Here is a 22,773-nt window from a genome sequence, read left to right as displayed (position 1 = left end):
TGAGAGGTGATCAATGTGTTGGATATGTTGAAGGACTTTTTTCTATTTTTGAGCGGAGGGCTTCGCGTGACGCTTCTGGTCGCAGTTTTGATTATATTGTTGCTGATCAGAAAGGCGAGAAAGAAAAATAAAGAAAAATCGGGGTTTCTCGACTGACACTGTTTCACATGGAACATTCGCTCGCTTTCAAGCCTTATGATCGTTTTACTTGCGATTTGACCTTATGTTAGAATAAAGAAACAATGAGAGAAGGCCGAGACCTGCTCATCTCATCGTCTTTATTTGAAAATGAAATTGCGACGTTAGAAAAGAGCAGTCGTCTATGCTGCTCTTTTTGATTCATGACATTTCAACATACGAGGTGAACAAGTGAAACAAACAAGAGCTTTAGTAGAAGGCGCTATCATGGTCAGTATTTTTGCCGTTTTGCTGATGATCAGCCTCTATATTCCTTTCATCGGAACCATTCTTTTATTGACGCTGCCGCTGCCTGCAATGGTTCAAACGATCAGGCACGGTCTAAAGCCGGGGATTTCGGTGGGGTTGGTCAGTTTACCCGTTTCATTGATTGCCGGTTCCTTAGGCGGACTGATGTTTGCTATTCCAGTAAGTGCCGCGGGCGTGATCATGGGCTTTTACTACAGAAGAAAAGAGCCGGCCCAAGCGATTGCTGCAGCAGCCGTTACATATATGGTTTCGTTCGTCCTGCTGCTTATCATCAGCGTTCAGTTTCTTGGATTAAACTTAATAGAGACGGCCAATCAAGCATATAATGAAACATTCAAAACCTTTGAATCGAGTATCAAACAGTTTGGAAATGATAAAGAAGTGGCTAAGCAGATTGAATTGTTAAATGAGCAATTCAAACAGGCGCAATATTTATATCCAACGGCCATTGTGATATTTTCCGGAATCACTGCGTTTTTGAATCATCTGCTCGCAAAGCCGGTGCTTCGGCGCATCATACAAATACCGTCTCTGAAACCGTTCAGGGATATGAGACTTCCGCAAAGCATTATTTGGATCTATTTGTTGACGATTCTTCTGTCGCTGGCTCCCGTTGAAGAGGGCAGTGTATATTACTCTGTTCTGTTAAATGCGAGTCTCATCATGGGCTTTGTCTTGGTCATCCAAGGGTTTTCATTTGTGTTTTACTTTTGCCATGCCAAGAAACTGCCAACTGTCCTGCCGGTTCTTTTTTTAATTATCGGGTTGTTTTCGCCCCTGCTGTACCTTGTTCGCATCTTAGGTATAATTGATATAGGCTTTAACTTGAGAGAAAGAGTGAAAAAATCGTAGCCGCGATGTTCTCCAATGGTGAGGAGTTGATTTGAGTGCCAAGTTTTTATGAAAAACCGTTATTTCGATATCCCATATATTCTTTAATCGTCGTCACAATCATTTCTGTCCTCATCAACATTTATTTTAATTGGGTGGCAGGGGCGGCCGGCGTTCTGATTCTGGGTGTCATTTTGTACTTTTTGAAGCGGGCCGACTCCCAAATCAGAAAAGAGCTGGACGATTATATATCGACGCTGTCTTATCGTCTGAAAAAAGTCGGAGAAGAGGCGCTGCTTGAAATGCCGATCGGGATCATGCTGTTTAACGATCAGTACTATATCGAGTGGGCCAATCCTTTTATGGCGTCATGCTTTAATGAAAATACGCTCGTCGGCCGGTCGCTTTATGATACTTGTGAATCTGTCGTCCCTTTGATTAAGCAGGAAGTGGACACAGAAACGATTACGCTGAATGAGCGGAAATTTAATGTGGTCATCAAACGGGAAGAAAAGCTGCTTTATTTCTTTGATGTCACAGAGCAGACGCAGATTGAAAAACAATACGAAAATGAAAGAACGGTTCTTGCCTACATCTTTCTCGATAATTACGACGATGTGACGCAAGGGCTTGATGACCAGACCAGAAGCTCGATAAACAGTGAAGTAACATCGCTTTTGAACCAGTGGGCCCAAGAGTACGGCATTTTCTTAAAACGGGTTTCCTCTGAGCGGTTCATCGGCGTATTAAACGAACATATTTTAAGCGAGCTAGAAGCATCAAAGTTTTCGATTCTTGATGAAGTTCGGGAGAAGACATCCGTTCATACCATTTCCTTGACGTTAAGCATCGGAATCGGTGCATCTGTTGCCTCGTTGAAAGAGCTCGGCGATTTGGCGCAATCCAGCCTTGACTTGGCGCTGGGACGCGGAGGAGATCAGGTGGCAATCAAGCAGCCGAACGGGAAAGTGAAGTTTTACGGCGGTAAGACGAATCCTATGGAAAAACGGACGCGCGTCAGAGCCCGGGTCATTTCACACGCGCTCAAGGAGATTGTCTCTGAAAGCAGCAATGTGATAATCATGGGTCATAAGTTTCCCGATATGGATTCGATCGGATCAGCCATCGGGATTTTGAAGGTCGCACAGGCAAACGGCAAAGACGGCTTTGTCGTGATCGACTCCAATCAGATCGGTTCAAGTGTTCAAAGACTGATCGGGGAGATTAAAAAATACGAAGAACTGTGGTCCAGGTTTATTACGCCGGAAGAGGCGCTTGAGATCGCAAAAGACGACACGCTGCTCGTGATCGTTGATACGCATAAGCCTTCTTTTGTCATTGAAGAAAGGCTGGTCAATAAAATTGAAAATATCGTCGTTATCGATCATCATAGAAGAGGGGAAGAGTTTATTAAAGACCCGCTGCTTGTCTATATGGAGCCGTACGCTTCATCTACAGCGGAGCTTGTGACAGAGCTGCTCGAATACCAGCCGAAGCGCTTAAAAATCAACATGATCGAAGCAACAGCTCTTTTGGCCGGGATTATTGTCGATACGAAGAGCTTCTCGCTGCGCACCGGCTCCCGTACGTTCGATGCGGCGTCTTATCTGCGCGCAAAAGGCGCTGACACTGTATTGGTGCAAAAGTTTTTAAAAGAAACGGCCGATCATTATATTAAAAGGGCGAAGCTTATCCAGCATACCGTTTTTTATCAAAACGGCATCGCCATTGCATCGCTGCCGGACGATGAGGCGGACGAATACTTTGACCAGGTTATCATTGCACAAGCCGCGGATTCTCTTCTGTCTATGAGCGATGTCGAAGCGTCATTTGCTGTGGCGAGAAGAGACGAGAACACGGTATGTATCAGCGCAAGATCGCTCGGCGAAGTAAATGTTCAAATCATTATGGAAGCGCTCGAGGGCGGCGGTCATTTAACCAATGCTGCGACACAGCTGACCGATATCACGGTTGAAGAAACGCTCCGCCGACTGAAAGAAGCGATTGACGAGTATTTCGAAGGAGGCATTCAGAAATGAAGGTAATTTTCTTACAGGATGTTAAAGGCAAAGGGAAAAAAGGCGAAGTGAAAAATGTAGCGGATGGATACGCGCACAACTTTTTGATCAAAAAAGGGCTGGCTGTTGAAGCGACATCCGCCAATATCAGCGCGCTTGAAGGTCAGAAGAAAAAAGAGAAGAAAGAAGCGGCTGAAGAACTGAAATCTGCGAAAGAGCTGAAAAAACAGCTTGAGGAGATTACGGTGGAGCTTTCAGCCAAGTCCGGAGAAGGCGGCCGTTTATTCGGCTCCGTGACAAGCAAACAAATTGCAGATGCGCTGCAAAAAGGCCATCAGTTAAAAGTCGACAAACGCAAAATCGAATTAAACGATGCGATTCGCTCATTGGGATATACGAATGTTCCCGTGAAGCTCCATCCGGAAGTACAAGCAACACTGAAAGTTCACGTGAAAGAGCAATCATAAAGTAACAAAGCCCCTTCCTCAGAAGGGGCTTATCTTTTATTCCGTACGTTTTCTCATTTCATTCGCCAAGAATTCGACGTCTGTACCGATGATCACCTGCACCTCGTGCTGATTGAGCTTGACGAATCCCTTCGCTCCCATGGATTTCATCGCGCTTTCATCCAGCTTGGAAGCATCGCGGACCTTGAGGCGGAGGCGGGTCACGCAGTTGTTCAGCGTCTCGATGTTTTCTTTTCCGCCAAGCGCTTCGATGTATTTGTCCGCAAGGGTTTCGTATTTAGACGATCCTGTGTCAGGGCTGACAGCGGTGTTTTCCTGCTCATCGTCATCTTCTCGTCCAGGCGTTTTCAAATTGAGCTTCGTTATCAAGAAATAAAAGATGATGAAATAAATAATGCCGTAAACAAGACCAAGCGGAAGCAAGAGCAGCGGCTTTGTGGCGATTCCAAAGTTTAAGAGATAGTCGATCGTCCCGGCTGAAAAGGTAAAGCCGTGATGGATGCCGAGCATATTGGTCACGGTCATGGCGCTTGCGGTTAACAAGGCATGAATACCGAAGAGAAGCGGCGACAGGAACATGAATGTGAACTCAATCGGCTCTGTGATTCCGGTTAAAAATGATGTGAACGCCAATCCGATCAGCAACCCGGCCGTTGCTTTGCGGCGATGCTTTTTCGCAGCGGCAATCATCGCCAGACACGCCGCAGGAAGACCGAACATCATGATCGGGAAGAACCCTGTCATAAAGGCGCCGGCGCTTGGATCTCCGGCAAAGAACCGGTTCATGTCACCCGTTTTGCCTGCAAATTCTCCAAAGACCATCCAGACCATGTTGTTTAAGATGTGATGAAGGCCGAGCGGCAAAAGCAGCCTGTTTAAAAGACCGAATATCCCGACCCCTAATGCCCCCGCATGAATGATCCATCCTCCAATGGCGTCAATTGCCTGCTGTGCATAAATCCAGACGAAGCCGAAAATGCCTGCAAGAATGATGGAACAGAAGGCTGTCATAATCGGAACACTGCGTTTTCCGCCGAAGAAACCGAGCCAGTCAGGCAGCTTTGCATCTTTAAAGCGGTTATACATGACGGCGGCGACAACGCCTGCAATAATCCCGCCGAGAACTCCCATGTTCAGGTCCTTATTGATGGCTGCTAAGCCGCCTGTCAGGACAAAATAACCGATGGCTCCGGACAGAGCGGCGGCCCCGTGGCCATCCTTTGACAATCCGATCGCAACGCCTATCGCAAAGATAATCGGAAGTTGGTCAAGAATTGATTGTCCTGAAGCAGCGATAAACGGAATGTTTAACAGGTCTTCCCGTCCCAGTGCGAGCAGGAGGCCCGCAGCAGGAAGAACGGCAATCGGCAGCATGAGCGCGCGGCCGATATTTTGAAGAAATCCCAACATAGTTAAAACCCCTTTCGATGATATTGAATCGCTTTTTTCAAATGTCCATTTTCATGGGATAAACAGCGGCGGGCAACTTCAAGCGTTCCGTTTGTCAACGTCATAAAGATCGCTGCCTTGATGTCATTGCCGCTTTCTTTTAAAGCTTGCAGAGCCTCATCCTCCGATAACCCGGTGGTATTCATCAGAATGGTGACAGCGCGCCCGGCTAATTTTTGATTGAGCAGCCTCATATTCACCATCTCGTTTTGATAGACGCGGCCAAGCCTCACCATTGCCGCTGTTGACAGCATGTTCAAGATCATTTTCTGAGCGGTTCCTGCTTTCAGCCGCGTTGAACCGCGGATAATTTCCGGTCCTGTTTGAACCTCAATCGCGATATCGCTTAATTTGCCCGCTTCTGTATCCGCGTTGCAGCTGATCGAAACAGAAGCGGCTCCGATCTGTTTGGCATAGGATAAAGCGCCGAGGACATAAGGGGTCGAACCGCTCGCAGTGACTCCGATTAAGACGTCATCTTTCGAGAATGATTGCGCTTTCAGGTCAGCGACGATTTTTTCACGGTCATCTTCATTTTCTTCAAGAGGCATCCACATTGCGTCATATCCGCCGGCGATCAGGCCGGTCCAACGGCTCTCGTCAATAGAGAAGGTCGGCGGCAGTTCCGCGGCATCAAGAACTGCGATTCTGCCGCTTGTGCCGGCGCCTGCGGTAAACACTCTTCCGCCTTGCTCAAAACGGCTGACAATCGTCTCCGCCGCTTCAGCGATCAGGGGAAGGCAGGGCGTAATGGCGCGAGGGACTGTGTGATCCTCCTCATTCATCAAGGTGACGATATCTAAAGCATTCATTTCATCAAGTGCTGTGCTTTTGTCGTTCGTATTCTCTGTCTTCCTCATTGGTCTTTCCTCTTCATATCAATGACGAATTTATAGCGGTCGCCTCTGTAAACGGATTTGACCACTTCAAACGGTCTGCCGTCGTCCAAATAGCTCAAGCGTTCAATGAGCAGGACTGGTGCGCCTTCCTCTATGTCGAGAGGCTCGCTCTCTGCCTGAGAGGCAATCGCCGGTTCTAGTGTTTGCGCGGCCCGGTCGATCGTAAGGGAGAGCGTATTTTCGACATAGTCGTACAAAGATGCGCTCATAATGTCTTCGGTCAGGCCGTTAATGAAGTCGGCGGGCAAATAGGAGATTTCATAAGCCATCGGGATGTCATCGGCGAGGCGGATCCGTTTGACTTCATAGACGGAAGCCCCTTCACGTATCTCCAGTTTGCGCGCTGTGCTCTGGTCGCACGGGATGACGCCGAAGCCGAGCATTTTCGTGCCGGGCCTCATGCCCCTTGATTTCATGTCCTCGGAAAAGCTTGTCAATCCTTTGAGAGGCTGCTCAATTTTTGGCTCGGCAATAAATGTCCCTTTTCCCCGCTGCCGGACGAGAATGCCTTCATTGACGAGATTGTTAACCGCCTGTCGAACGGTCATCCTGCTCACCTCATATTTTTCTGCGAACTCTCTTTCAGAAGGAATGAGGTCGCCGGGTTTCAAATCTTTTGTTTCGGCAAGCTTTTTAATTTCGGTCTCAATCTGATAGTAAATCGGAATGTGGGAATCTTTTTTGATCAAAAGGCCATACCCCTTTCTTTCACGATTGATAAAGCATCGCTGTCCGCTATGATGACGACGTCTTGGTGCGTTTTTAAGACGGAAGCGGGGGTGTCTTCATTTGGTTCTTCAGTGAGCAGCTTCGCCAAGATGCCGGCTTTTTTCTCTCCTGAAACGAGCAGCAGGATCTGCTTGCTTTTCATGATCGTGGAAATGCCCATCGTTATTGCTTGCGACGGGACGGCGTCATAGGAATCAAAATAGCGGGCATTGGCTTCTTTCGTTGATTGTGTCAGTTCAACCGTATGCGTTTTCGATGAAAATGGGGTGCCCGGCTCGTTAAATCCGATGTGGCCGTTCAAGCCGAGGCCGAGCACTTGAAGATCAATGCCTCCAAGCCGCTCGATCAGCGCTTCATAGCGGCTGCATTCGGCATCCAGGTCACAAGCCATCCCGTTCGGAAGATGGGTGTGGCTGAGCGGGATGTCAATGTGATCGAAAAGCTGTTTTTTCATATAGAATGTATAGCTGTTTTCATGATCCGGGGAAACGCCGACATACTCGTCTAAGTTAACAGTATAGACGTGCTTGTAAGTCGTTTTATTACGCGCATGATCTTCCCTTAAAACCTGATATGTGCCGAGAGGCGTTCCTCCGGTTGCAAGGCCGAGAACAGGTGCAGATAAGCGATTCACTTGCTCGATGATGAATCGGGCGGCTGATTGGCTCATGTCCTGATAATCTTTAGCTTCAATGATCTTCATGGTGAAACCTCCCTTTTGCTGAAAGCAATCACGCCTTTGCAAAGCGTCATCACAACTTCATTTTTTTCATTTAAAATGATCAAATCGGCATCTTTCCCGCTCCGTATGCTGCCTTTCCGGTCATAAATATGAAGCTGTCTGGCAGGATTGACTGCTGTCATGTAGACGATATCTTCGAGTGAACATCCCGTAAAATCCATCATGTTCAGTGCAGCCTGGTTCATCTTCAAGATGCTGCCGGCAAGCGTACCATCCCGTAAAACGGCTTTATCGCCTTTTACGAACACCTCCTGTCCGCCTAATGTATAGGTTCCATTTTTCAAGCATTTTGCGCGCATGGCATCCGTAATTAAAATGATGCCTTCTTTCTGTTTTTGCTGAAATGCCAGCTTGATGACGGCAGGGTGAACATGGATGCCGTCGGCAATGACTTCAGCCTTCAGTTCATCATGCAGAAGAGCGCTACCGGCAGTCCCCGGCTCGCGGTGGTGCAGCCCCCGCATGCCGTTGAACAAATGGGTGACATGGGAGAGGCCGGCCTTAATCCCGGCTTCCATCTCTTTGAGTCCGGCGTCGGAATGGCCTGCGGATGCGATGACCCCTGTTTCCTTCAAAAAGGAAATTAGTTCCAAAGACCCTTCCAGCTCTGGCGCAAGTGTGACTAATTTAATGTTATTCCCTGAGATGCGCTGCCATTCTTTAAATAACGAAAGATCCGGCGCTATAATGTCATCCGGCGGCTGGGCGCCGCACCGCTTTTCTGAAATAAAAGGGCCCTCTAAGTGAACGCCTAATACTTCGGCTGTTCCGGGCCGTCCGCCGGCTTCCTTATACCGGTGAACGTTTGCCAGCGCATGCTCGATCGTGGCTTTATCTTGGGTCATCGTCGTCGCCAGGAAGCTTGTCGTTCCTTCTTTCGGCAGGGCTTCAGCCATTGTTTGCAAAGCCTCGGCTGTTCCGTCCATGACATCTGCGCCGTTTGCCCCGTGAATGTGGACATCGATCATGCCCGGCAGCACTTTGAAGTTCTCCGGAAATGTCAGCTGTTCTGCCGTTTGTGCGGAAGCTGGAATATCAGCCATTGGTCCGTAAGCCTCGATTTTTTCTCCATTCGTCAGAAGAAAACCGTCTTCTATCATTCCATTTTCACTGTAAATATGAAGATGTTTAAAAATATAGCGTTGAGATGGTTTGGTTTTCACAGTCAAAAGTCCTTTCTTGAAAACGTTATCATCAGTATAGAACATTACAACTCTAGTTGTCTAGACCAATAAGTGAATTATTTTTGTCAAATCTGATCATACGGCATCACGGTTTATTTGGCCGCTGGTTTGTCAGGTTATATTCCAAAAAAAAAGCCGGCTTATCTGCCGGCTTCGTTATGCTGCTTTAGCATAGATATATTGATTTCTTCCCGCACCGAGTCCTGCACCGATCAAAGCGACCAGCGCGCCGATGAACAGTAAAATCGGTCCGTTCCATGAGTGCATGTGATCGTAAAGAAAACCGACAAAGCTTGGACCAATCGCTGCCAGCAAATATCCGGCGGATTGCGACATCCCTGATAATGCCGCGGCTTGATCGGCATTTTCGCTTCTCAGCCCGATTAAAGTCAAGGCTAAACTGATGCTGGACCCTTGTCCAATTCCGATTAAAATGACCCATAGCGTCAGCATCGCTGTACTGCCTCCGTACAATAGCCCTGACATCCCCGCCAAGTATAGGATGCCGAGGGCGAGCACGATGCTTTTCTGGTTTTGAAACCGCCCGGCGAGAACCGGAGTCAAAAATGTCGACGGGAGGCTGGCAAACTGCATCAGCGACAGCATCCAGCCGGCAAGCGACATGCTCATCCCGTGCGAGCGGAGAATTTCAGGCAGCCAGGCGATCGTGCAGTAAAACAAAAACGACTGTATGCCCATAAAGAATGTGACCTGCCAGGCAATTTTCGAGCGCCAGACCGTTTGGCCGTCTGCCTTTAAGCTGACCGTGCGGTTTCCCGTATCATGATAGCGGAGCTGGGGAACCCAGATCAAAATCGCAACAAACGCGAGGCCCGCCCAAACCATGAGCGACGCGCTCCATCCCCACGCTAAGCCGTGCGACAACGGAATGCTGATCCCTGATGCGAGCGCCGCAAAAATCGACATGGCTGTTGTATAGAAACTTGTCATAATTCCCGCTTTGTCAGGAAATTTATGTTTGATCAGGCTGGGCAGCAGCACATTGCAGATTGCGATGCCGACTCCGATCAATGCGGTTCCTGCAAATAATGTAATAGATTCTCCGTAAGAGCGCAGCAAAATTCCGATCAATAAGATGACCAATCCGACCCAGAGGGTTCTCTCATTGCCAAGCTTCTGTCCGAGCTTAGGGGCGACCGGGGACAGGACGGCGAACGATAACAGCGGCAGCGTCGTCAAGAAGCCGGCCATGCCGTTCGTCAAATCCATATCCGAGCGGATCGAACTGATCAATGGCCCGACAGCTGTAATAGCCGGTCTTAAATTAAAAGCGATAAATATGATTCCTGCAATCAAAAAGATATTGTTCAAACGGGCGCGTCGAGCGTCAATGTAATGCATGCTGTATTCTCCTTTGCTTCCAGGTGGAAAAGTGACATGAAAAAGAAACCCGGACCATCATCCAAGGTTACTATTGATCTTTCTTCTGAATTTCGGCAATTTTCGCAAGCAGGATATGCTGCGGCAAATGCATGATTTGTTCAAGAGGAAGATTTAAGGTTTCCGAAAGTTTTTGCGCCGTTTCGGCAGAAATTTGTAAAGGTTTCATAAAGTCCTCCATTTTATATTGTACCCCAGCGCGCAGAGTACGCAACAGTGAATATTGACTCCAATATATATTGTAACATCATATGACAAGTGAGTTGGAAGAAAAAGAAAAAAGCGATATAAATAAAGCGGAGGTGATCGTCTTGAAATCGACGATATCGGAGCTGAAAAAGAAATTGTATGAACAGCAGATCAGAGCAAAAGGGCTTTACACATTTGAAGAGTACAAAGATATGCGCAATGTGCTGCAAACGCTGCGGATGAAATTTGCGGCCTATGAAGAATGGGATTTGTACCAACATGCGACCGATTTGATGGTCAGCATTCCCTTGAAAAACAGTTGGAACAGCCGGGTGGATTAATTGTGGAATCTTTAAAAAAACACCTCGGCCGAGGTGTTTAATAAGACCGTTCGTCTTCTTTGTTGTCCTGCCGGTCATAGATGACAAGCTTCGCAGGACGGTTCTCTTTCGCCATCTCTTCTCCTTTTTCCACGGCCTCTGTCCTTGTATCATAAAGCTCAACAGGCGCCGTATCTTCCAGTTTCAAAAACCACCCGTCTGTCTCGGCATTTGGTGATACCGTATAAACCTTCATGAAAAACAACCTCCCGAAACTTGTTTACTGATTTGTTTCCCGTATAGATCAGGGAAGCAAACATTCCGACAGCTGTTCTCCCTTTCTATGAAAATATTTCTACAACATGCGATTCTGCAAGAGTCTATTTTTTTTCTGTAAAAATGGTAAAATAGACGTTGGGTTATTTTTAAATGGGAGGACGGTGCTTAACATGACAGATCTTCTGAATGACAGGCTGCCGCCGCAAAATATCGAAGCCGAACAGGCCGTGTTAGGTGCTGTTTTTTTAGAACCATCAGCTTTAACTTTGGCGTCAGAAGTCTTGATTCCAGATGATTTTTACAGAATGTCGCACCAAAAAATATTTAACGCCATGCTTGTTCTTGGAGACCGCGGCGAGCCTGTAGACCTGGTGACGGTGACATCAGAGCTTGCGAACACGGACCTTTTGGAAGAGGTTGGCGGCATTTCTTATTTGACGGATATTGCAAATTCTGTGCCGACTGCGGCTAATATAGAGTATTATGCAAAAATCGTGGAAGAAAAATCGATTCTCCGCCGCTTGATCCGTACAGCAACGACGATTGCCCAAGACGGATATACAAGGGAGGATGAAGTCGAAGACCTCTTAAGCGAAGCAGAAAAAACGATTATGGAAGTCGCCCAGCGCAAAAACTCCGGGGCCTTTCAAAATATTAAAGATGTTCTCGTTCAAACCTACGATAATATTGAACAGCTCCACAACAGAAAAGGGGACATCACCGGGATTCCGACAGGTTTTACCGAGCTTGACAGGATGACGGCGGGCTTTCAAAGAAACGATTTGATCATCGTAGCCGCCCGTCCGTCAGTCGGCAAAACCGCTTTTGCCTTAAACATCGCCCAAAACGTGGCGACGAAAACCGATGAAAGCGTCGCGATCTTCAGCCTTGAGATGGGCGCCGAGCAGCTGGTCATGCGGATGCTCTGTGCGGAAGGCAACATCAACGCCCAGAATCTCCGGACCGGAAACCTGACGGAAGAGGATTGGGGCAAGCTGACAATGGCGATGGGAAGCTTATCAAACAGCGGAATTTTCATCGATGACACACCGGGAATCCGCGTCAGCGAAATCCGTTCCAAGTGCAGACGTTTAAAGCAGGAGAACGGCCTCGGCATGATTTTGATCGACTACCTGCAGCTGATCCAAGGAAGCGGCAGATCAAGTGACAACCGCCAGCAGGAAGTATCGGAAATATCCCGTGCGCTGAAAGCGCTGGCGAGGGAGCTTGAAGTTCCGGTCATCGCCCTTTCACAGCTTTCCCGGGGCGTCGAACAGCGCCAGGATAAGCGTCCGATGATGTCGGACATCCGGGAATCGGGAAGTATCGAGCAGGACGCCGATATCGTTGCGTTCCTGTACCGTGATGATTACTATGACAAAGAATCTGAGAATAAAAACATCATTGAAATCATTATTGCAAAACAAAGGAACGGCCCGGTCGGGACCGTCTCACTCGCTTTTGTAAAAGAATATAATAAGTTCGTCAACCTGGAACGCCGGTTTGATGACGCGGGTGTTGCGCCTGGTGCATAAATCCCTGAGACATGTTCTCAGGGATTTTTCTTTTTTCTTGCATTGCGGTTTTTACCGATTTCAAATAAACCCGTCGCTGTTAATCCGGCCAGTCCTCCTGACCATAAACGGAGCACCAGTTCAAGGTCTGTAAAAGGATATGCTGCGGCACCGATCAGCAAACCTATCAAGAGTGAAACGAGCGGAATCAAATTTTTCGGCATTTTGACCGTCTTCTTCACCAATTCGACCAAAGCCAAAATGATCGGCGATAAAACTGATGCAAAAATTAATACCGTCTCCATCGGCATCTCCCTCCTTACTTATTGAATATTTGCGTTGTCGGTTTTTTATGTATCTTTGTCCAAGAAAAACGGTTTTTTTAAGATTTGACTTACAGACTGTCTATTAAAAAGAAAATATATGAAATTCGCTTTATAATAACGAACAAAAATGTTCAACGTTAAAATTAATGTTCGGATTTACAATTGACTTTACGGGATGACACTGATAAACTGAATGTGTTTGATATTGATATCGTTTGAAAAGGTTAACGGAGGTGCACGGATATGTCTTCAGTAGTTGTTGTAGGTACGCAGTGGGGTGACGAAGGAAAAGGCAAAATCACCGATTTCCTTTCCGAAAATGCAGAGGTAATCGCACGGTACCAAGGCGGAAATAACGCAGGACATACGATTAAATTCAACGGGGTAACGTACAAACTGCATTTGATTCCATCCGGTATTTTTTATAAGGATAAAACGTGTGTGATCGGCAACGGAATGGTTGTTGATCCGAAAGCATTGGTAACGGAGCTGGCTTATCTTCATGAGCGGAACGTCAGCACGGACAACTTGAGAATCTCCAACAGGGCCCATGTCATTCTGCCGTATCACTTAAAGCTTGATGCGGTCGAAGAAGAGCGGAAAGGGGCCAATAAAATCGGCACGACGAAAAAAGGAATCGGCCCGGCTTATATGGATAAAGCCGCTCGCGTCGGAATCCGGATCGCCGATCTGTTGGACAGGGACGTTTTCGAAGAAAAGCTCGCCCGCAATTTGGAAGAAAAAAACCGTCTGCTAGAAAAAATGTATGATGCGGAAGGATTTAAAATAGAAGACATTTTAGACGAATACTATGAGTACGGCCAGCAGATCAAACAATATGTCTGCGATACGTCCGTCGTCTTAAACGACGCACTTGATGACGGCCGCCGCGTCTTATTCGAAGGGGCGCAAGGAGTTATGCTTGATATCGACCAAGGGACATATCCGTTTGTCACGTCTTCAAACCCTGTCGCCGGCGGCGTGACGATCGGCTCAGGTGTAGGACCGACAAAAATCCAGCACGTCGTTGGTGTGTCGAAAGCTTACACAACGCGTGTCGGAGACGGTCCGTTCCCAACAGAGCTGAACAATGAGATCGGAGACCAAATCCGTGAGGTCGGCCGCGAATACGGAACAACTACAGGTCGGCCGCGCCGCGTCGGCTGGTTTGACAGCGTGGTTGTCCGCCATGCCCGCCGCGTCAGCGGAATTACCGACCTTTCATTAAATTCAATTGACGTATTGACCGGTATTGAAACATTGAAAATCTGTGTCGCTTACAAATACCGCGGCGAGATCCTGGAAGAGTTCCCGGCAAGCTTAAAAGCGCTCGCTGAATGTGAGCCTGTCTATGAAGAAATGCCGGGTTGGACCGAAGATATCACGGGCGCGAAAAGCTTGAGCGACCTGCCTGAAAATGCCCGCCATTACCTTGAGCGAGTTTCTCAGCTGACAGGCATTCCGCTTTCCATTTTCTCAGTCGGTCCTGACCGCTCTCAAACAAATGTGGTGAGAAGCGTTTATCGTCCGAACTAAATTCTAGAAGAGCCTCTGCAGTCCGCAGGGGCTTTGTTTTTCAATGACAAGGAGGGCAAACGGATGGAACGTGTCGATGTTGTATATTCATTCGCGGAAGAGAACAACATTCTGATGGTGAAAAACAAGAAAAATCAATCATGGACATTGCCGGGCGGCAAGGTGGAAGCTGGAGAATCGCTGACGGAAGCTGCGGCGAGAGAAATGAAGGAAGAAACTGGCTATGGAATTCAGCCTCTTGATATTTTAGCCGTAAATGAAGCGGTGATCAGCAGCGAGCATGTATATTTCATCGTCTTTAGAGCACGGATCACCGACCGTCCGGATGCCATCACGTTTGACGAGAACATTGTTGAAGCCAAGTGGGTGCCGCTTCATGAAGCTGACCGGCTGTTGTCTGTATTCCATCCGAATGGAATCATGCACTGGCTGAACCGCGAAGGGGCGGAGTATCATCACGAAGGGAAAAAATAATAGAAAAAAATAAAAAAATATATTGCCACTTCTGTTCGTTCTATGATAATATAAATCTCGTTGTTGCGAAAACAACGAGACGAGCCATTAGCTCAGTTGGTAGAGCACGTCCGAATACGCTTCGGAGAATTCGCTTCAGCGTACACATCGAGAGACATCCCGAAAAAGCTTCCTGAGATGTGGACGTCGTTATTTTAAGGGTGTCATTTAATCTTGAGCCATTAGCTCAGTTGGTAGAGCATCTGACTTTTAATCAGAGGGTCGAAGGTTCGAGTCCTTCATGGCTCACCATTTCCCTGGCCCGTTGGTCAAGTGGTTAAGACACCGCCCTTTCACGGCGGTAACACGGGTTCGAATCCCGTACGGGTCATTGATTTACTTTAGCGTTATTGCTAAATCCCCGCTTGCTCCGGAGGAGACCACGATTCTTCTCCGCAGCAGGTACTGTAATCATGCAAGGTCCGGTAGTTCAGTTGGTTAGAATGCCTGCCTGTCACGCAGGAGGTCGCGGGTTCGAGTCCCGTCCGGACCGCCATTTTATAAAAAGTTACATACATACCCGGCTCGGTAGCTCAGTTGGTAGAGCAACGGACTGAAAATCCGTGTGTCGGCGGTTCGATTCCGTCCCGAGCCACTCTAAAAAGCGCGTCTGTTTTTAAGCAGATGCGTTTTCTTTTAGCTGAAATCAATGAAATAAAAATGCTGAAGGAATGAAAAGGAGAAAAAAAGGGAGGCCGGTAACCCGGCCGAAGAAGAAGACGTTACTATATAGACGGCTTTGAAGCATAAAATGTTTCATTTTTCAGTAAAAAAAGTCACAAAAATTTAATTGTTGTGATAAAAGCGGAAAAATAAAGCGTGGATTTAATTTCCAAACGTTTTCCTTTGAACTATTTTTTTAACTTTTGCTTCATAAACGTTATAATGTATAAGAAATCTATTTCGATTTCTAGAAAGTGTTTTTTTAATGATGACATGCAGTGTACTTTGATATAAAACATAGACAGCCATCCGCTGGCTGTATCCAAACTCTGAACCAGGAGGAATGAATAATGGAAAAAAAGATACTAGTTGTAGATGATGAAAAGCCGATTGCTGATATTTTAGAGTTTAATCTGAAAAAAGAGGGCTATGAAGTCCATTGCGCATACGACGGCAATGAAGCGCTTCAGATGGTTGAGGATCTCAACCCTGATATGATTCTGCTCGACATCATGCTTCCGAATAAAGACGGTGTGGAAGTGTGCCGTGAAGTCCGCAAAAAATATGATATGCCCATCATTATGCTGACAGCAAAGGATTCGGAAATCGATAAAGTCATCGGCCTTGAACTGGGCGCTGACGATTATGTGACAAAACCGTTCAGCACCCGCGAACTGCTGGCGCGTGTCAAAGCGAACCTGAGAAGACAGAACACAGCGGCTCCTGCCGAAGAAGAATCGTCTTCAAACGAAATTCAAATCGGATCGCTCGTCATTTTTCCGGATGCCTATGTCGTTTCAAAACGCGACGAGACAATCGAGCTGACACATCGGGAATTCGAACTGCTGCATTACCTTGCAAAACATATCGGGCAAGTCATGACGCGTGAACATCTTCTGCAAACCGTGTGGGGATACGACTACTTTGGGGATGTCCGGACAGTTGACGTTACGGTTAGACGCCTTCGCGAAAAAATCGAGGATAATCCGAGTCACCCAAGCTGGATCGTTACAAGGCGCGGTGTCGGCTACTATTTGAGAAATCCGGAACAGGACTAATACACAAATGAATAAAGTAAGTTTTTTTCGCTCGATTCATTTTAAGTTTACCTTAATATACGTTCTGCTGATTATCGTCGCCATGCAGATTATCGGCGTCTACTTTGTCAATGAGATGGAGAAGTCACTTCTTAAATCATATAATGACTCTCTTGATCAGCGGGTGAACAACCTATCGTATTATCTGGAACAGGAAATGACGAAGGATAGAAGCACATCTTCCTCGTCTACCTTGAAGGAAGATGCAGAGCGGATTCTAAATGATTTCAGCAAAGAAGGCGAAATTCTCGAAGTCAGTCTGATTGATAAAAGCTATGAAGTCATCGCGACCTCCAATCCTTATAACCGGGAGGTGGCGGGGAAAAAGACAACAGAGGGCATTATCAAAAGGACGCTGCTTGTCGGCATTCCATACGAAAATAAATTTTTCGACCCGGAGCGGGACAGCAAAGTGCGGATTTCGGTCACACCGATTAAAAAATCGAATCAAGAGACAATCGGGGCCATTTACGTCGTGGCATCGATGGATAATGTCTACAATCAAATCCGGACGATCAACACCATTTTAGCGTCTGGAACTTTTATTGCGCTTGGAATCACTGCTTTTCTCGGGATTTTTGTCGCGCGAACGATTACACATCCGCTGTCAGATATGAGAAAACAGGCCATTGAACTGGCGAAAGGAAATTTCTCAAGAAAAGTCAGGAAGTACGGAAACGACGAAATCGGCCAGCTGGCCACAACGTTTAATTATTTAACAAGAGAGCTGAAAGAAGCTCAGTCCATGACAGAAGGCGAACGAAAAAAACTATCTTCTGTTATTGCGTATATGACAGACGGAGTTATCGCGACTAACCGAAATGGCGCGATTATTTTGCTTAATACGCCGGCGCTGGAGCTTCTAAATGTTTCACGTGAAACGGCTCTTGAAATGCCGATCACTTCGCTGCTCGGCCTTGAAGACGAATACACGTTTGAAGATTTGGTTGAACAGCAGGATTCCCTGCTTCTTGAAATTGAACAGGAAGAACGGACGTCTGTGCTCCGCGTCAATTTCTCGGTCATCCAAAAAGAACACGGAAAGATCGACGGATTGATTGCGGTCATTTACGATGTCACAGAACAAGAGCAGATCGATCAAGAGCGGAGAGAGTTTGTTGCAAATGTCTCCCACGAGCTCAGAACGCCGCTCACAACGATGCGAAGCTACCTAGAAGCGCTTGCGGAAGGGGCATGGCAGGATCCAAACATTGCGCCGCGCTTCTTGAATGTGACACAGAATGAAACAGAGCGCATGATCAGGCTTGTCAACGACCTGCTGCAGCTTTCAAAGTTTGATAGCAAAGATTATCAATTCAATAAAGAATGGATTCATTTTATCCGTTTCTTCTCATTGATTATTGAACGCTTTGAAATGACGAAAGAGCAGCATGTTGAGTTTATCAGCAATCTGCCGGATAGAGAATTGTATGTTGAAATCGATCCGGACAAGATTACGCAAGTGCTGGATAATATCATTTCAAATGCATTGAAATATTCCCCTGAAGGAGGCCATATCACGTTCTCTGTTGATGTAAATGAAGAAGAAGAGCTTCTTTATGTCAGTGTCAAAGACGAAGGTGTCGGCATTCCGAGAAAAGACGTGGAGAAGATCTTCGAGCGGTTCTACCGTGTAGATAAAGCCAGAACAAGAAGACTCGGCGGTACGGGACTCGGTCTTGCGATCGCAAAAGAAATGGTACAAGCCCATAGCGGCGACATCTGGGCCGACAGCATCGAAGGAAAAGGAACAACGATCACATTTACCCTGCCGTATAAAGAAGAACAAGAGGATGATTGGGATGAAGCGTGAAACAATTAAAACGATAATACTGTCCCTTTTGGTTTTGATCAGTCTTCTTTTTACTTTTAATATTTGGGGATTTCAGGGGAATTACGAAAAAGTTGAAGACTCACAGGCTCAGGTCAGCGACAAACAGCCGATTACAAACCAGACAAAGTTGTTAAATGAAGCCGTCAAACCGCAGCAAATGTTCATTCATGAGAATGGACAGCATTATTTGCTGAATGACACGACGCTCTATTCTCAGCTCTGGGATGACATGGGACGATGGGAAGTCAAATCGTTAAAGGATATCTCGGACAAATTTGACAGGCAGCAGTTCAAAAACTGGCTATACGCTAAAAATAAAGACTCCAAATTGGATCTCGTCTTCAGCGACAACATTCCGATCGATGTGCTGCAGCCGCTTTTCAAATGGTCCGCCAATTCTTATGAATACAACTCTTTTGACAGAATCGTTCTTCCTTTCAATGAAGGACGGGGCATGAAGAAGATCTATTTTGTATCCTTCAGCAAAGAGACGGTTGTTGAAGCGGTGATTGAATCGGCAAATTACCGCAACATCCTTTCAGACATTGAAAAAGAAAAGTCGCAGATGCCTCTTTATGAGGATTTTGCAATCAATTCGCGCAGAGATGTCTTGCTTCCGGTTAATCGGCTGAAGCTGTCTGAAAAAGAGTATTTTACAGAAACGATCAGCCCGACGCGTTTTAAAAAAGCTTTATTTGATGATCCGCAAACCGTGCGGCAGGAAACCAACTTAAACAGACCGGTATATACGGATGGAACAAGCCTTTTGGAGATCTACTCGAACAACAGACAGATTAAGTTCCAGCACCGCAACCTGGAACCGAGTACTTCTTATCAAAATGGAGAGCTGATCAATAAAAGCTTCAAATATTTAAACGACACGGGAAGCTGGACGGATGATTATCAATTTTTCGGTTTGAATGAAAATCAGCAGATCAACTTTAATCTGTTTATGGATCAGCTGCCGGTCGTTAACAGCCAAAACCAGCCTTTCGGAACGACATCGATTGAACTTCGCTGGGCAAACAACGACATATTGGACTATAAACACCCGACATATGTCTTGGGCGCAAACGCAAATCCGGTCAGCAAAAAGGATAAAGAAATCATGAGCGGAGAAGAATTGATTCAGTTCCTGCAAGACAATGAAGAGTATGACTTTGATAAGATTGAGCAAATTTTCCCCGCCTATGAAATGGTCTCAGTATCAGAGGAACAAGACCCTCTTGTCAAACTTGTGCCGACATGGTGCATTAAAATAAACGGTACGGTAAAGCCGGTATCAAAGAAGGATTCAGCGGTGAAGGAGGGCATAGAAAATGGAGTGGAATAGAACAAAAACAATCTTCATTATCGTCTTCCTCATCCTTGATATCTTTTTGGCCTTTCAATACTTTAATAAGCGCAGCAACAATCAGTTTCCGATTTTAGAAAAATCAACGCTGCAGGAGGATATGAAAGCAGACCATATTTCATACGGCAATTTGTCTAAAGAGACGTCAAAAGGCTCCTCAATCTCTGCACAAAAGCGAGTCTTTAAGCAAAGCGAGATTAAATCGTTAAAAGGGCAAAAGCCGAAGGCGTTAATGAATACCGCAAAAGAGAACGCTTTGACAGAAATAGAAATGGAGTTTGAAACACCCATTGCGCTTCCGAAAACGGATATGAAGACAAAAGCAAGGGAAATCGTGAATGAAGAGATTATCGACGGCAATAAGTACAAGCTTTGGAAGGTCGATAAGTCCGGAAAACAGATCGTTTTCTTCCAAACCTATAATGGGAATTACATTTTTCAGGACCGGCAAAATGATGATAACAACGAGATGGGCGAAGTCGTTCTGTACCTGAATAATAAAAACGAAGTCGTGTCTTATAAGCAGTCAATGCTGCAGGATATTAAAGAAGTCAAAACGGAAAATCTGATCTCTGCAGTCGGCGCGGTTGAAGCTTTATACTACCCGGATTATTTGAAGAAGTACAGCAAAATTAAATCAGCCGAGCTTGGCTATTTCACGCAGTATCCGCTGGCAAGCGCTCAAATTTTCGTGCCCGTTTGGCGGATCGAAGTGGAGCGCAAAACGGACGATAAAACCATTCACGAAGAATTTATCGTGGATGCACGGGACGGAGCGCTTCTTCAATCACAAGAGAAAAAGGAAAAATCATAATGGAGTGAGAAACCATGAGCCTGCAATTTAGCGTACTTGCGAGCGGGAGTACCGGTAATGCTTTATATTTGGAAACCGATGACCACGCTTTTTTAGTTGACGCAGGACTTAGCGGGAAGGCGATGGAAGGGCTGATGGCGCAAATTGATCGAAAGCTTGATCAGCTCGACGGCATCTTTGTTACACATGAGCACAGTGACCATATAAAAGGGCTTGGCGTGCTGGCAAGAAAATATGAGCTGCCCGTTTACGCCAATGAAAAAACGTGGAAGGCGATGGAAGGGCATATCGGCAAAATGGATAACGGCCAAAAGTTCGTTTTTCCAATGGAAACCGTCAAGTCATTCGGCTCCCTTGATGTCGAATCGTTCGGGGTATCCCATGATGCCGCAGAGCCGATGTTTTACGTTTTTCATTACAATGGCCGAAAGCTCGCTTTGATTACGGATACGGGCTATGTCAGCGACAGAATGAAAGGCATCATCCGCTCGGCAAACGCTTTTGTTTTTGAAAGCAATCATGATGTCGGCATGCTGCAAATGGGCCGCTATCCGTGGAACATCAAGCGCCGGATTCTAAGCGACGTCGGACACGTATCCAATGAGGACGCGGCACTCGCAATGACCGATGTAATCGGCGATGAGACATCGAGAATTTATTTGGCTCATTTAAGCCAGGACAACAACATGAAAGAGCTGGCGAGAATGTCTGTGCAGCAAACGCTGGCTGCCAAAGGATTTGCGGCAGGAGAAACGTTTGACTTATATGATACCGATCCTAAGAAACCGACGCCTCTCGTAGCGGTGTAAATTTTCCTGATTGAATGATTAATCTGCAGGCAGATGATCCACACTATATACATATATCGTTCCTTGAAAGGATTTGAATATAGTGGAGTTTAATCATGATGAGGAAAAATTCGTTCGGGAAAAGCCGGTGAGAAGTTGGAGAAGCTTTTTGTTTTCAAGCCTGGTCGGCGCCGTCATCGGCGCTCTTTTAACAGTGTTTGCCTTGCCGTATCTCTCGCAGCAGGGATGGCTGCCGTATAATCTGCAAGTCATCGAAGCGCGCGGCGGCCAAGGAGCACAGCAGGGCGGGACGGTCCGCAATGTATCCGTCAACGTGAATAATGAAGTCACGCAAGTGGTCTCTAAGGTTTCTGATTCTGTTGTCGGCGTTATCAACATCCAAAAGACAGGTGTATGGGATGGTGACAGCGAAGCGGGAACAGGCTCGGGCGTTATTTATAAAAAGGACGGCAACACATCCCACATTGTGACAAACCACCATGTCATTGAAGGGGCGTCCCAAATAGAAATCAGCCTGAATGACGGAACACGGATTCCGGCAAAACTGATCGGCAGCGATAAGCTGATGGATCTGGCCGTCCTGCAAGTCAACAGCAACAAAATAAAAGCAGCTGCCGAATTTGGAGATTCTGATAAAGTGAAGACAGGCGAGCCTGTCATCGCGATTGGAAACCCGCTCGGCCTGCAGTTTTCAGGATCTGTTACACAAGGAATCATCTCAGGAACCGAACGCGCTGTTCCGGTCGATTCCAACGGAGACGGACAGCCGGACTGGAACGCCGAAGTACTGCAGACGGATGCTGCCATTAACCCGGGTAACAGCGGAGGCGGGCTGTTTAATATTGATGGAAAAGTCATCGGCATTAATTCGATGAAAATCGCTGAATCAGCCGTCGAAGGCATCGGTCTGAGCATTCCGGCCAACCTTGCCATTCCGGTTATCGAAGATTTGGAAACGTACGGTGAAGTGAGACGGCCGTATCTCGGAATTGAGATGAAATCACTTGGCGATATCGCAAGCTATCACTGGCAGGAAACGCTTAAACTGCCGAAAAACGTAACATCAGGCGTAGTTGTGATGGGTGTTCAGCCGGTATCTCCTGCAGGCAGAGCCGGTCTGAAAGAGCTCGATGTCATCGTCGAATTTAACGGTGACCGTGTTTACGATATCGTTGATCTGCGTAAAAAGCTTTACACCAAAAACGTCGGCGACAAGGTAAAAATCAAATACCTGCGGGGCGGAAAAGAAAAGACAACAGAAGTAAAGCTGACCCGATCCCAATTAGGAAGCTGATAAAGACAGTCTGGCCGGTACGGCCGGGCTGTTTTTTTATTATGAAGCGCCCAACGAATGATCG

At 46.6% G+C, this 22,773-nt stretch carries 23 protein-coding genes and 4 tRNA genes; 18 read left to right on the top strand and 9 right to left on the bottom strand.

Annotated elements, in window-relative coordinates:
• Positions 1 to 15 precede the first annotated feature (15 nt).
• The 4 genes from MKY62_RS21555 (at position 16) to rplI (ending at position 3,763) form a co-directional block, all read left to right on the top strand.
• Entirely contained in the window at positions 16 to 156 is a 141-nt protein-coding gene (locus MKY62_RS21555) for a hypothetical protein (protein WP_003178008.1), read from the top strand.
• Between the two features lie 213 nt (positions 157 to 369).
• Positions 370 to 1,299: a YybS family protein gene (locus MKY62_RS21550; RefSeq protein WP_009330028.1), complete on the top strand. Its 930-nt coding sequence runs from the start codon at positions 370 to 372 to the stop codon at positions 1,297 to 1,299.
• 35 nt (positions 1,300 to 1,334) lie between these two features.
• Positions 1,335 to 3,317: a DHH family phosphoesterase gene (locus MKY62_RS21545; protein WP_009330027.1), complete on the top strand. Its 1,983-nt coding sequence runs from the start codon at positions 1,335 to 1,337 to the stop codon at positions 3,315 to 3,317.
• Positions 3,314 to 3,763 (top strand): 50S ribosomal protein L9, encoded by a 450-nt coding sequence (gene rplI, locus MKY62_RS21540; RefSeq protein WP_003178003.1) that lies wholly within the window; start codon positions 3,314 to 3,316, stop codon positions 3,761 to 3,763. Before MKY62_RS21545 ends, rplI begins: the two co-directional genes overlap by 4 nt.
• A gap of 36 nt (positions 3,764 to 3,799) precedes the next feature.
• Here rplI and nagE read toward each other — a convergent pair whose 3' ends face one another.
• The 7 genes from nagE to MKY62_RS21505 form a co-directional block, all read right to left on the bottom strand.
• Entirely contained in the window at positions 3,800 to 5,173 is a 1,374-nt protein-coding gene (gene nagE / locus MKY62_RS21535) for an N-acetylglucosamine-specific PTS transporter subunit IIBC (RefSeq protein WP_003178000.1), read from the bottom strand.
• Positions 5,174 to 5,175: 2 nt separating this feature from the next.
• Positions 5,176 to 6,072, bottom strand: coding sequence for an N-acetylmuramic acid 6-phosphate etherase (murQ, locus tag MKY62_RS21530; protein ID WP_009330026.1), 897 nt, complete (start codon positions 6,070 to 6,072; stop codon positions 5,176 to 5,178).
• Positions 6,069 to 6,800: a GntR family transcriptional regulator gene (locus MKY62_RS21525; RefSeq protein WP_003177996.1), complete on the bottom strand. Its 732-nt coding sequence runs from the start codon at positions 6,798 to 6,800 to the stop codon at positions 6,069 to 6,071. The genes murQ and MKY62_RS21525 overlap by 4 nt, the downstream gene beginning before the upstream one ends.
• Positions 6,797 to 7,543: a glucosamine-6-phosphate deaminase gene (gene nagB, locus MKY62_RS21520; RefSeq protein WP_009330025.1), complete on the bottom strand. Its 747-nt coding sequence runs from the start codon at positions 7,541 to 7,543 to the stop codon at positions 6,797 to 6,799. Before nagB ends, MKY62_RS21525 begins: the two co-directional genes overlap by 4 nt.
• A complete protein-coding gene (gene nagA, locus MKY62_RS21515) occupies positions 7,540 to 8,790 on the bottom strand; it encodes an N-acetylglucosamine-6-phosphate deacetylase (protein ID WP_009330024.1) in 1,251 nt (416 codons plus the stop codon). The genes nagB and nagA overlap by 4 nt, the downstream gene beginning before the upstream one ends.
• 132 nt (positions 8,791 to 8,922) lie before the next feature.
• Positions 8,923 to 10,128: an MFS transporter gene (locus tag MKY62_RS21510; protein ID WP_003177989.1), complete on the bottom strand. Its 1,206-nt coding sequence runs from the start codon at positions 10,126 to 10,128 to the stop codon at positions 8,923 to 8,925.
• A 70-nt stretch (positions 10,129 to 10,198) separates the two neighbouring features.
• Positions 10,199 to 10,336 (bottom strand): YycC family protein, encoded by a 138-nt coding sequence (locus MKY62_RS21505; protein WP_009330022.1) that lies wholly within the window; start codon positions 10,334 to 10,336, stop codon positions 10,199 to 10,201.
• Between the two features lie 94 nt (positions 10,337 to 10,430).
• Here MKY62_RS21505 and MKY62_RS21500 point away from each other — a divergent pair, with 94 nt between their 5' ends.
• Complete coding sequence (locus MKY62_RS21500) at positions 10,431 to 10,697, top strand: hypothetical protein (protein WP_016886318.1); 267 nt, start codon at positions 10,431 to 10,433, stop codon at positions 10,695 to 10,697.
• 37 nt (positions 10,698 to 10,734) lie between these two features.
• Here the strand turns inward: MKY62_RS21500 and MKY62_RS21495 are convergent, their stop codons facing one another.
• The gene (locus tag MKY62_RS21495) at positions 10,735 to 10,932 is read right to left on the bottom strand and encodes a DUF2188 domain-containing protein (RefSeq protein ID WP_003177982.1); all 198 of its coding nucleotides are present in this window, start codon (positions 10,930 to 10,932) and stop codon (positions 10,735 to 10,737) included.
• Between the two features lie 193 nt (positions 10,933 to 11,125).
• Between MKY62_RS21495 and dnaB the strand changes: the two genes are divergently transcribed.
• Positions 11,126 to 12,490, top strand: coding sequence for a replicative DNA helicase (gene dnaB, locus MKY62_RS21490; RefSeq protein ID WP_003177980.1), 1,365 nt, complete (start codon positions 11,126 to 11,128; stop codon positions 12,488 to 12,490).
• Between the two features lie 17 nt (positions 12,491 to 12,507).
• Here the strand turns inward: dnaB and MKY62_RS21485 are convergent, their stop codons facing one another.
• The gene (locus tag MKY62_RS21485; RefSeq protein WP_011198496.1) at positions 12,508 to 12,774 is read right to left on the bottom strand and encodes a holin; all 267 of its coding nucleotides are present in this window, start codon (positions 12,772 to 12,774) and stop codon (positions 12,508 to 12,510) included.
• A gap of 264 nt (positions 12,775 to 13,038) precedes the next feature.
• Here MKY62_RS21485 and MKY62_RS21480 point away from each other — a divergent pair, with 264 nt between their 5' ends.
• From MKY62_RS21480 to MKY62_RS21425, 12 genes are all read left to right on the top strand, one after another.
• The gene (locus tag MKY62_RS21480; protein ID WP_003177974.1) at positions 13,039 to 14,331 is read left to right on the top strand and encodes an adenylosuccinate synthase; all 1,293 of its coding nucleotides are present in this window, start codon (positions 13,039 to 13,041) and stop codon (positions 14,329 to 14,331) included.
• A gap of 63 nt (positions 14,332 to 14,394) precedes the next feature.
• The gene (locus MKY62_RS21475; protein WP_011198495.1) at positions 14,395 to 14,805 is read left to right on the top strand and encodes an NUDIX hydrolase; all 411 of its coding nucleotides are present in this window, start codon (positions 14,395 to 14,397) and stop codon (positions 14,803 to 14,805) included.
• Positions 14,806 to 15,020: 215 nt separating this feature from the next.
• Positions 15,021 to 15,096: transfer RNA gene (locus tag MKY62_RS21470), tRNA-Lys, on the top strand.
• 7 nt (positions 15,097 to 15,103) lie between these two features.
• Positions 15,104 to 15,175: transfer RNA gene (locus MKY62_RS21465), tRNA-Glu, on the top strand.
• 88 nt (positions 15,176 to 15,263) lie between these two features.
• Positions 15,264 to 15,340, top strand: a tRNA-Asp gene (locus MKY62_RS21460).
• A gap of 26 nt (positions 15,341 to 15,366) precedes the next feature.
• Positions 15,367 to 15,439, top strand: a tRNA-Phe gene (locus MKY62_RS21455).
• Between the two features lie 418 nt (positions 15,440 to 15,857).
• A complete protein-coding gene (gene walR / locus MKY62_RS21450) occupies positions 15,858 to 16,565 on the top strand; it encodes a cell wall metabolism DNA-binding response regulator WalR (protein ID WP_003177967.1) in 708 nt (235 codons plus the stop codon).
• Positions 16,566 to 16,572: 7 nt separating this feature from the next.
• Positions 16,573 to 18,417 (top strand): cell wall metabolism sensor histidine kinase WalK, encoded by a 1,845-nt coding sequence (walK, locus tag MKY62_RS21445; RefSeq protein WP_009330019.1) that lies wholly within the window; start codon positions 16,573 to 16,575, stop codon positions 18,415 to 18,417.
• The gene (gene yycH, locus MKY62_RS21440) at positions 18,407 to 19,771 is read left to right on the top strand and encodes a two-component system activity regulator YycH (RefSeq protein WP_003177963.1); all 1,365 of its coding nucleotides are present in this window, start codon (positions 18,407 to 18,409) and stop codon (positions 19,769 to 19,771) included. Before walK ends, yycH begins: the two co-directional genes overlap by 11 nt.
• Positions 19,758 to 20,606, top strand: a complete 849-nt coding sequence (yycI, locus tag MKY62_RS21435; RefSeq protein ID WP_011198494.1) for a two-component system regulatory protein YycI — start codon at positions 19,758 to 19,760, stop codon at positions 20,604 to 20,606. Before yycH ends, yycI begins: the two co-directional genes overlap by 14 nt.
• Positions 20,607 to 20,620: 14 nt before the next feature.
• The gene (locus MKY62_RS21430) at positions 20,621 to 21,415 is read left to right on the top strand and encodes an MBL fold metallo-hydrolase (RefSeq protein WP_003177960.1); all 795 of its coding nucleotides are present in this window, start codon (positions 20,621 to 20,623) and stop codon (positions 21,413 to 21,415) included.
• Positions 21,416 to 21,497: 82 nt separating this feature from the next.
• Entirely contained in the window at positions 21,498 to 22,709 is a 1,212-nt protein-coding gene (locus tag MKY62_RS21425) for a trypsin-like peptidase domain-containing protein (protein WP_003177958.1), read from the top strand.
• The last annotated feature ends 64 nt before the right edge of the window (positions 22,710 to 22,773 follow it).

The organism is Bacillus sp. FSL R7-0646 (genome assembly GCF_037969865.1).
Lineage (GTDB): Bacteria > Bacillota > Bacilli > Bacillales > Bacillaceae > Bacillus > Bacillus licheniformis.
This window is presented reverse-complemented; position numbering and strand designations above follow the sequence as displayed.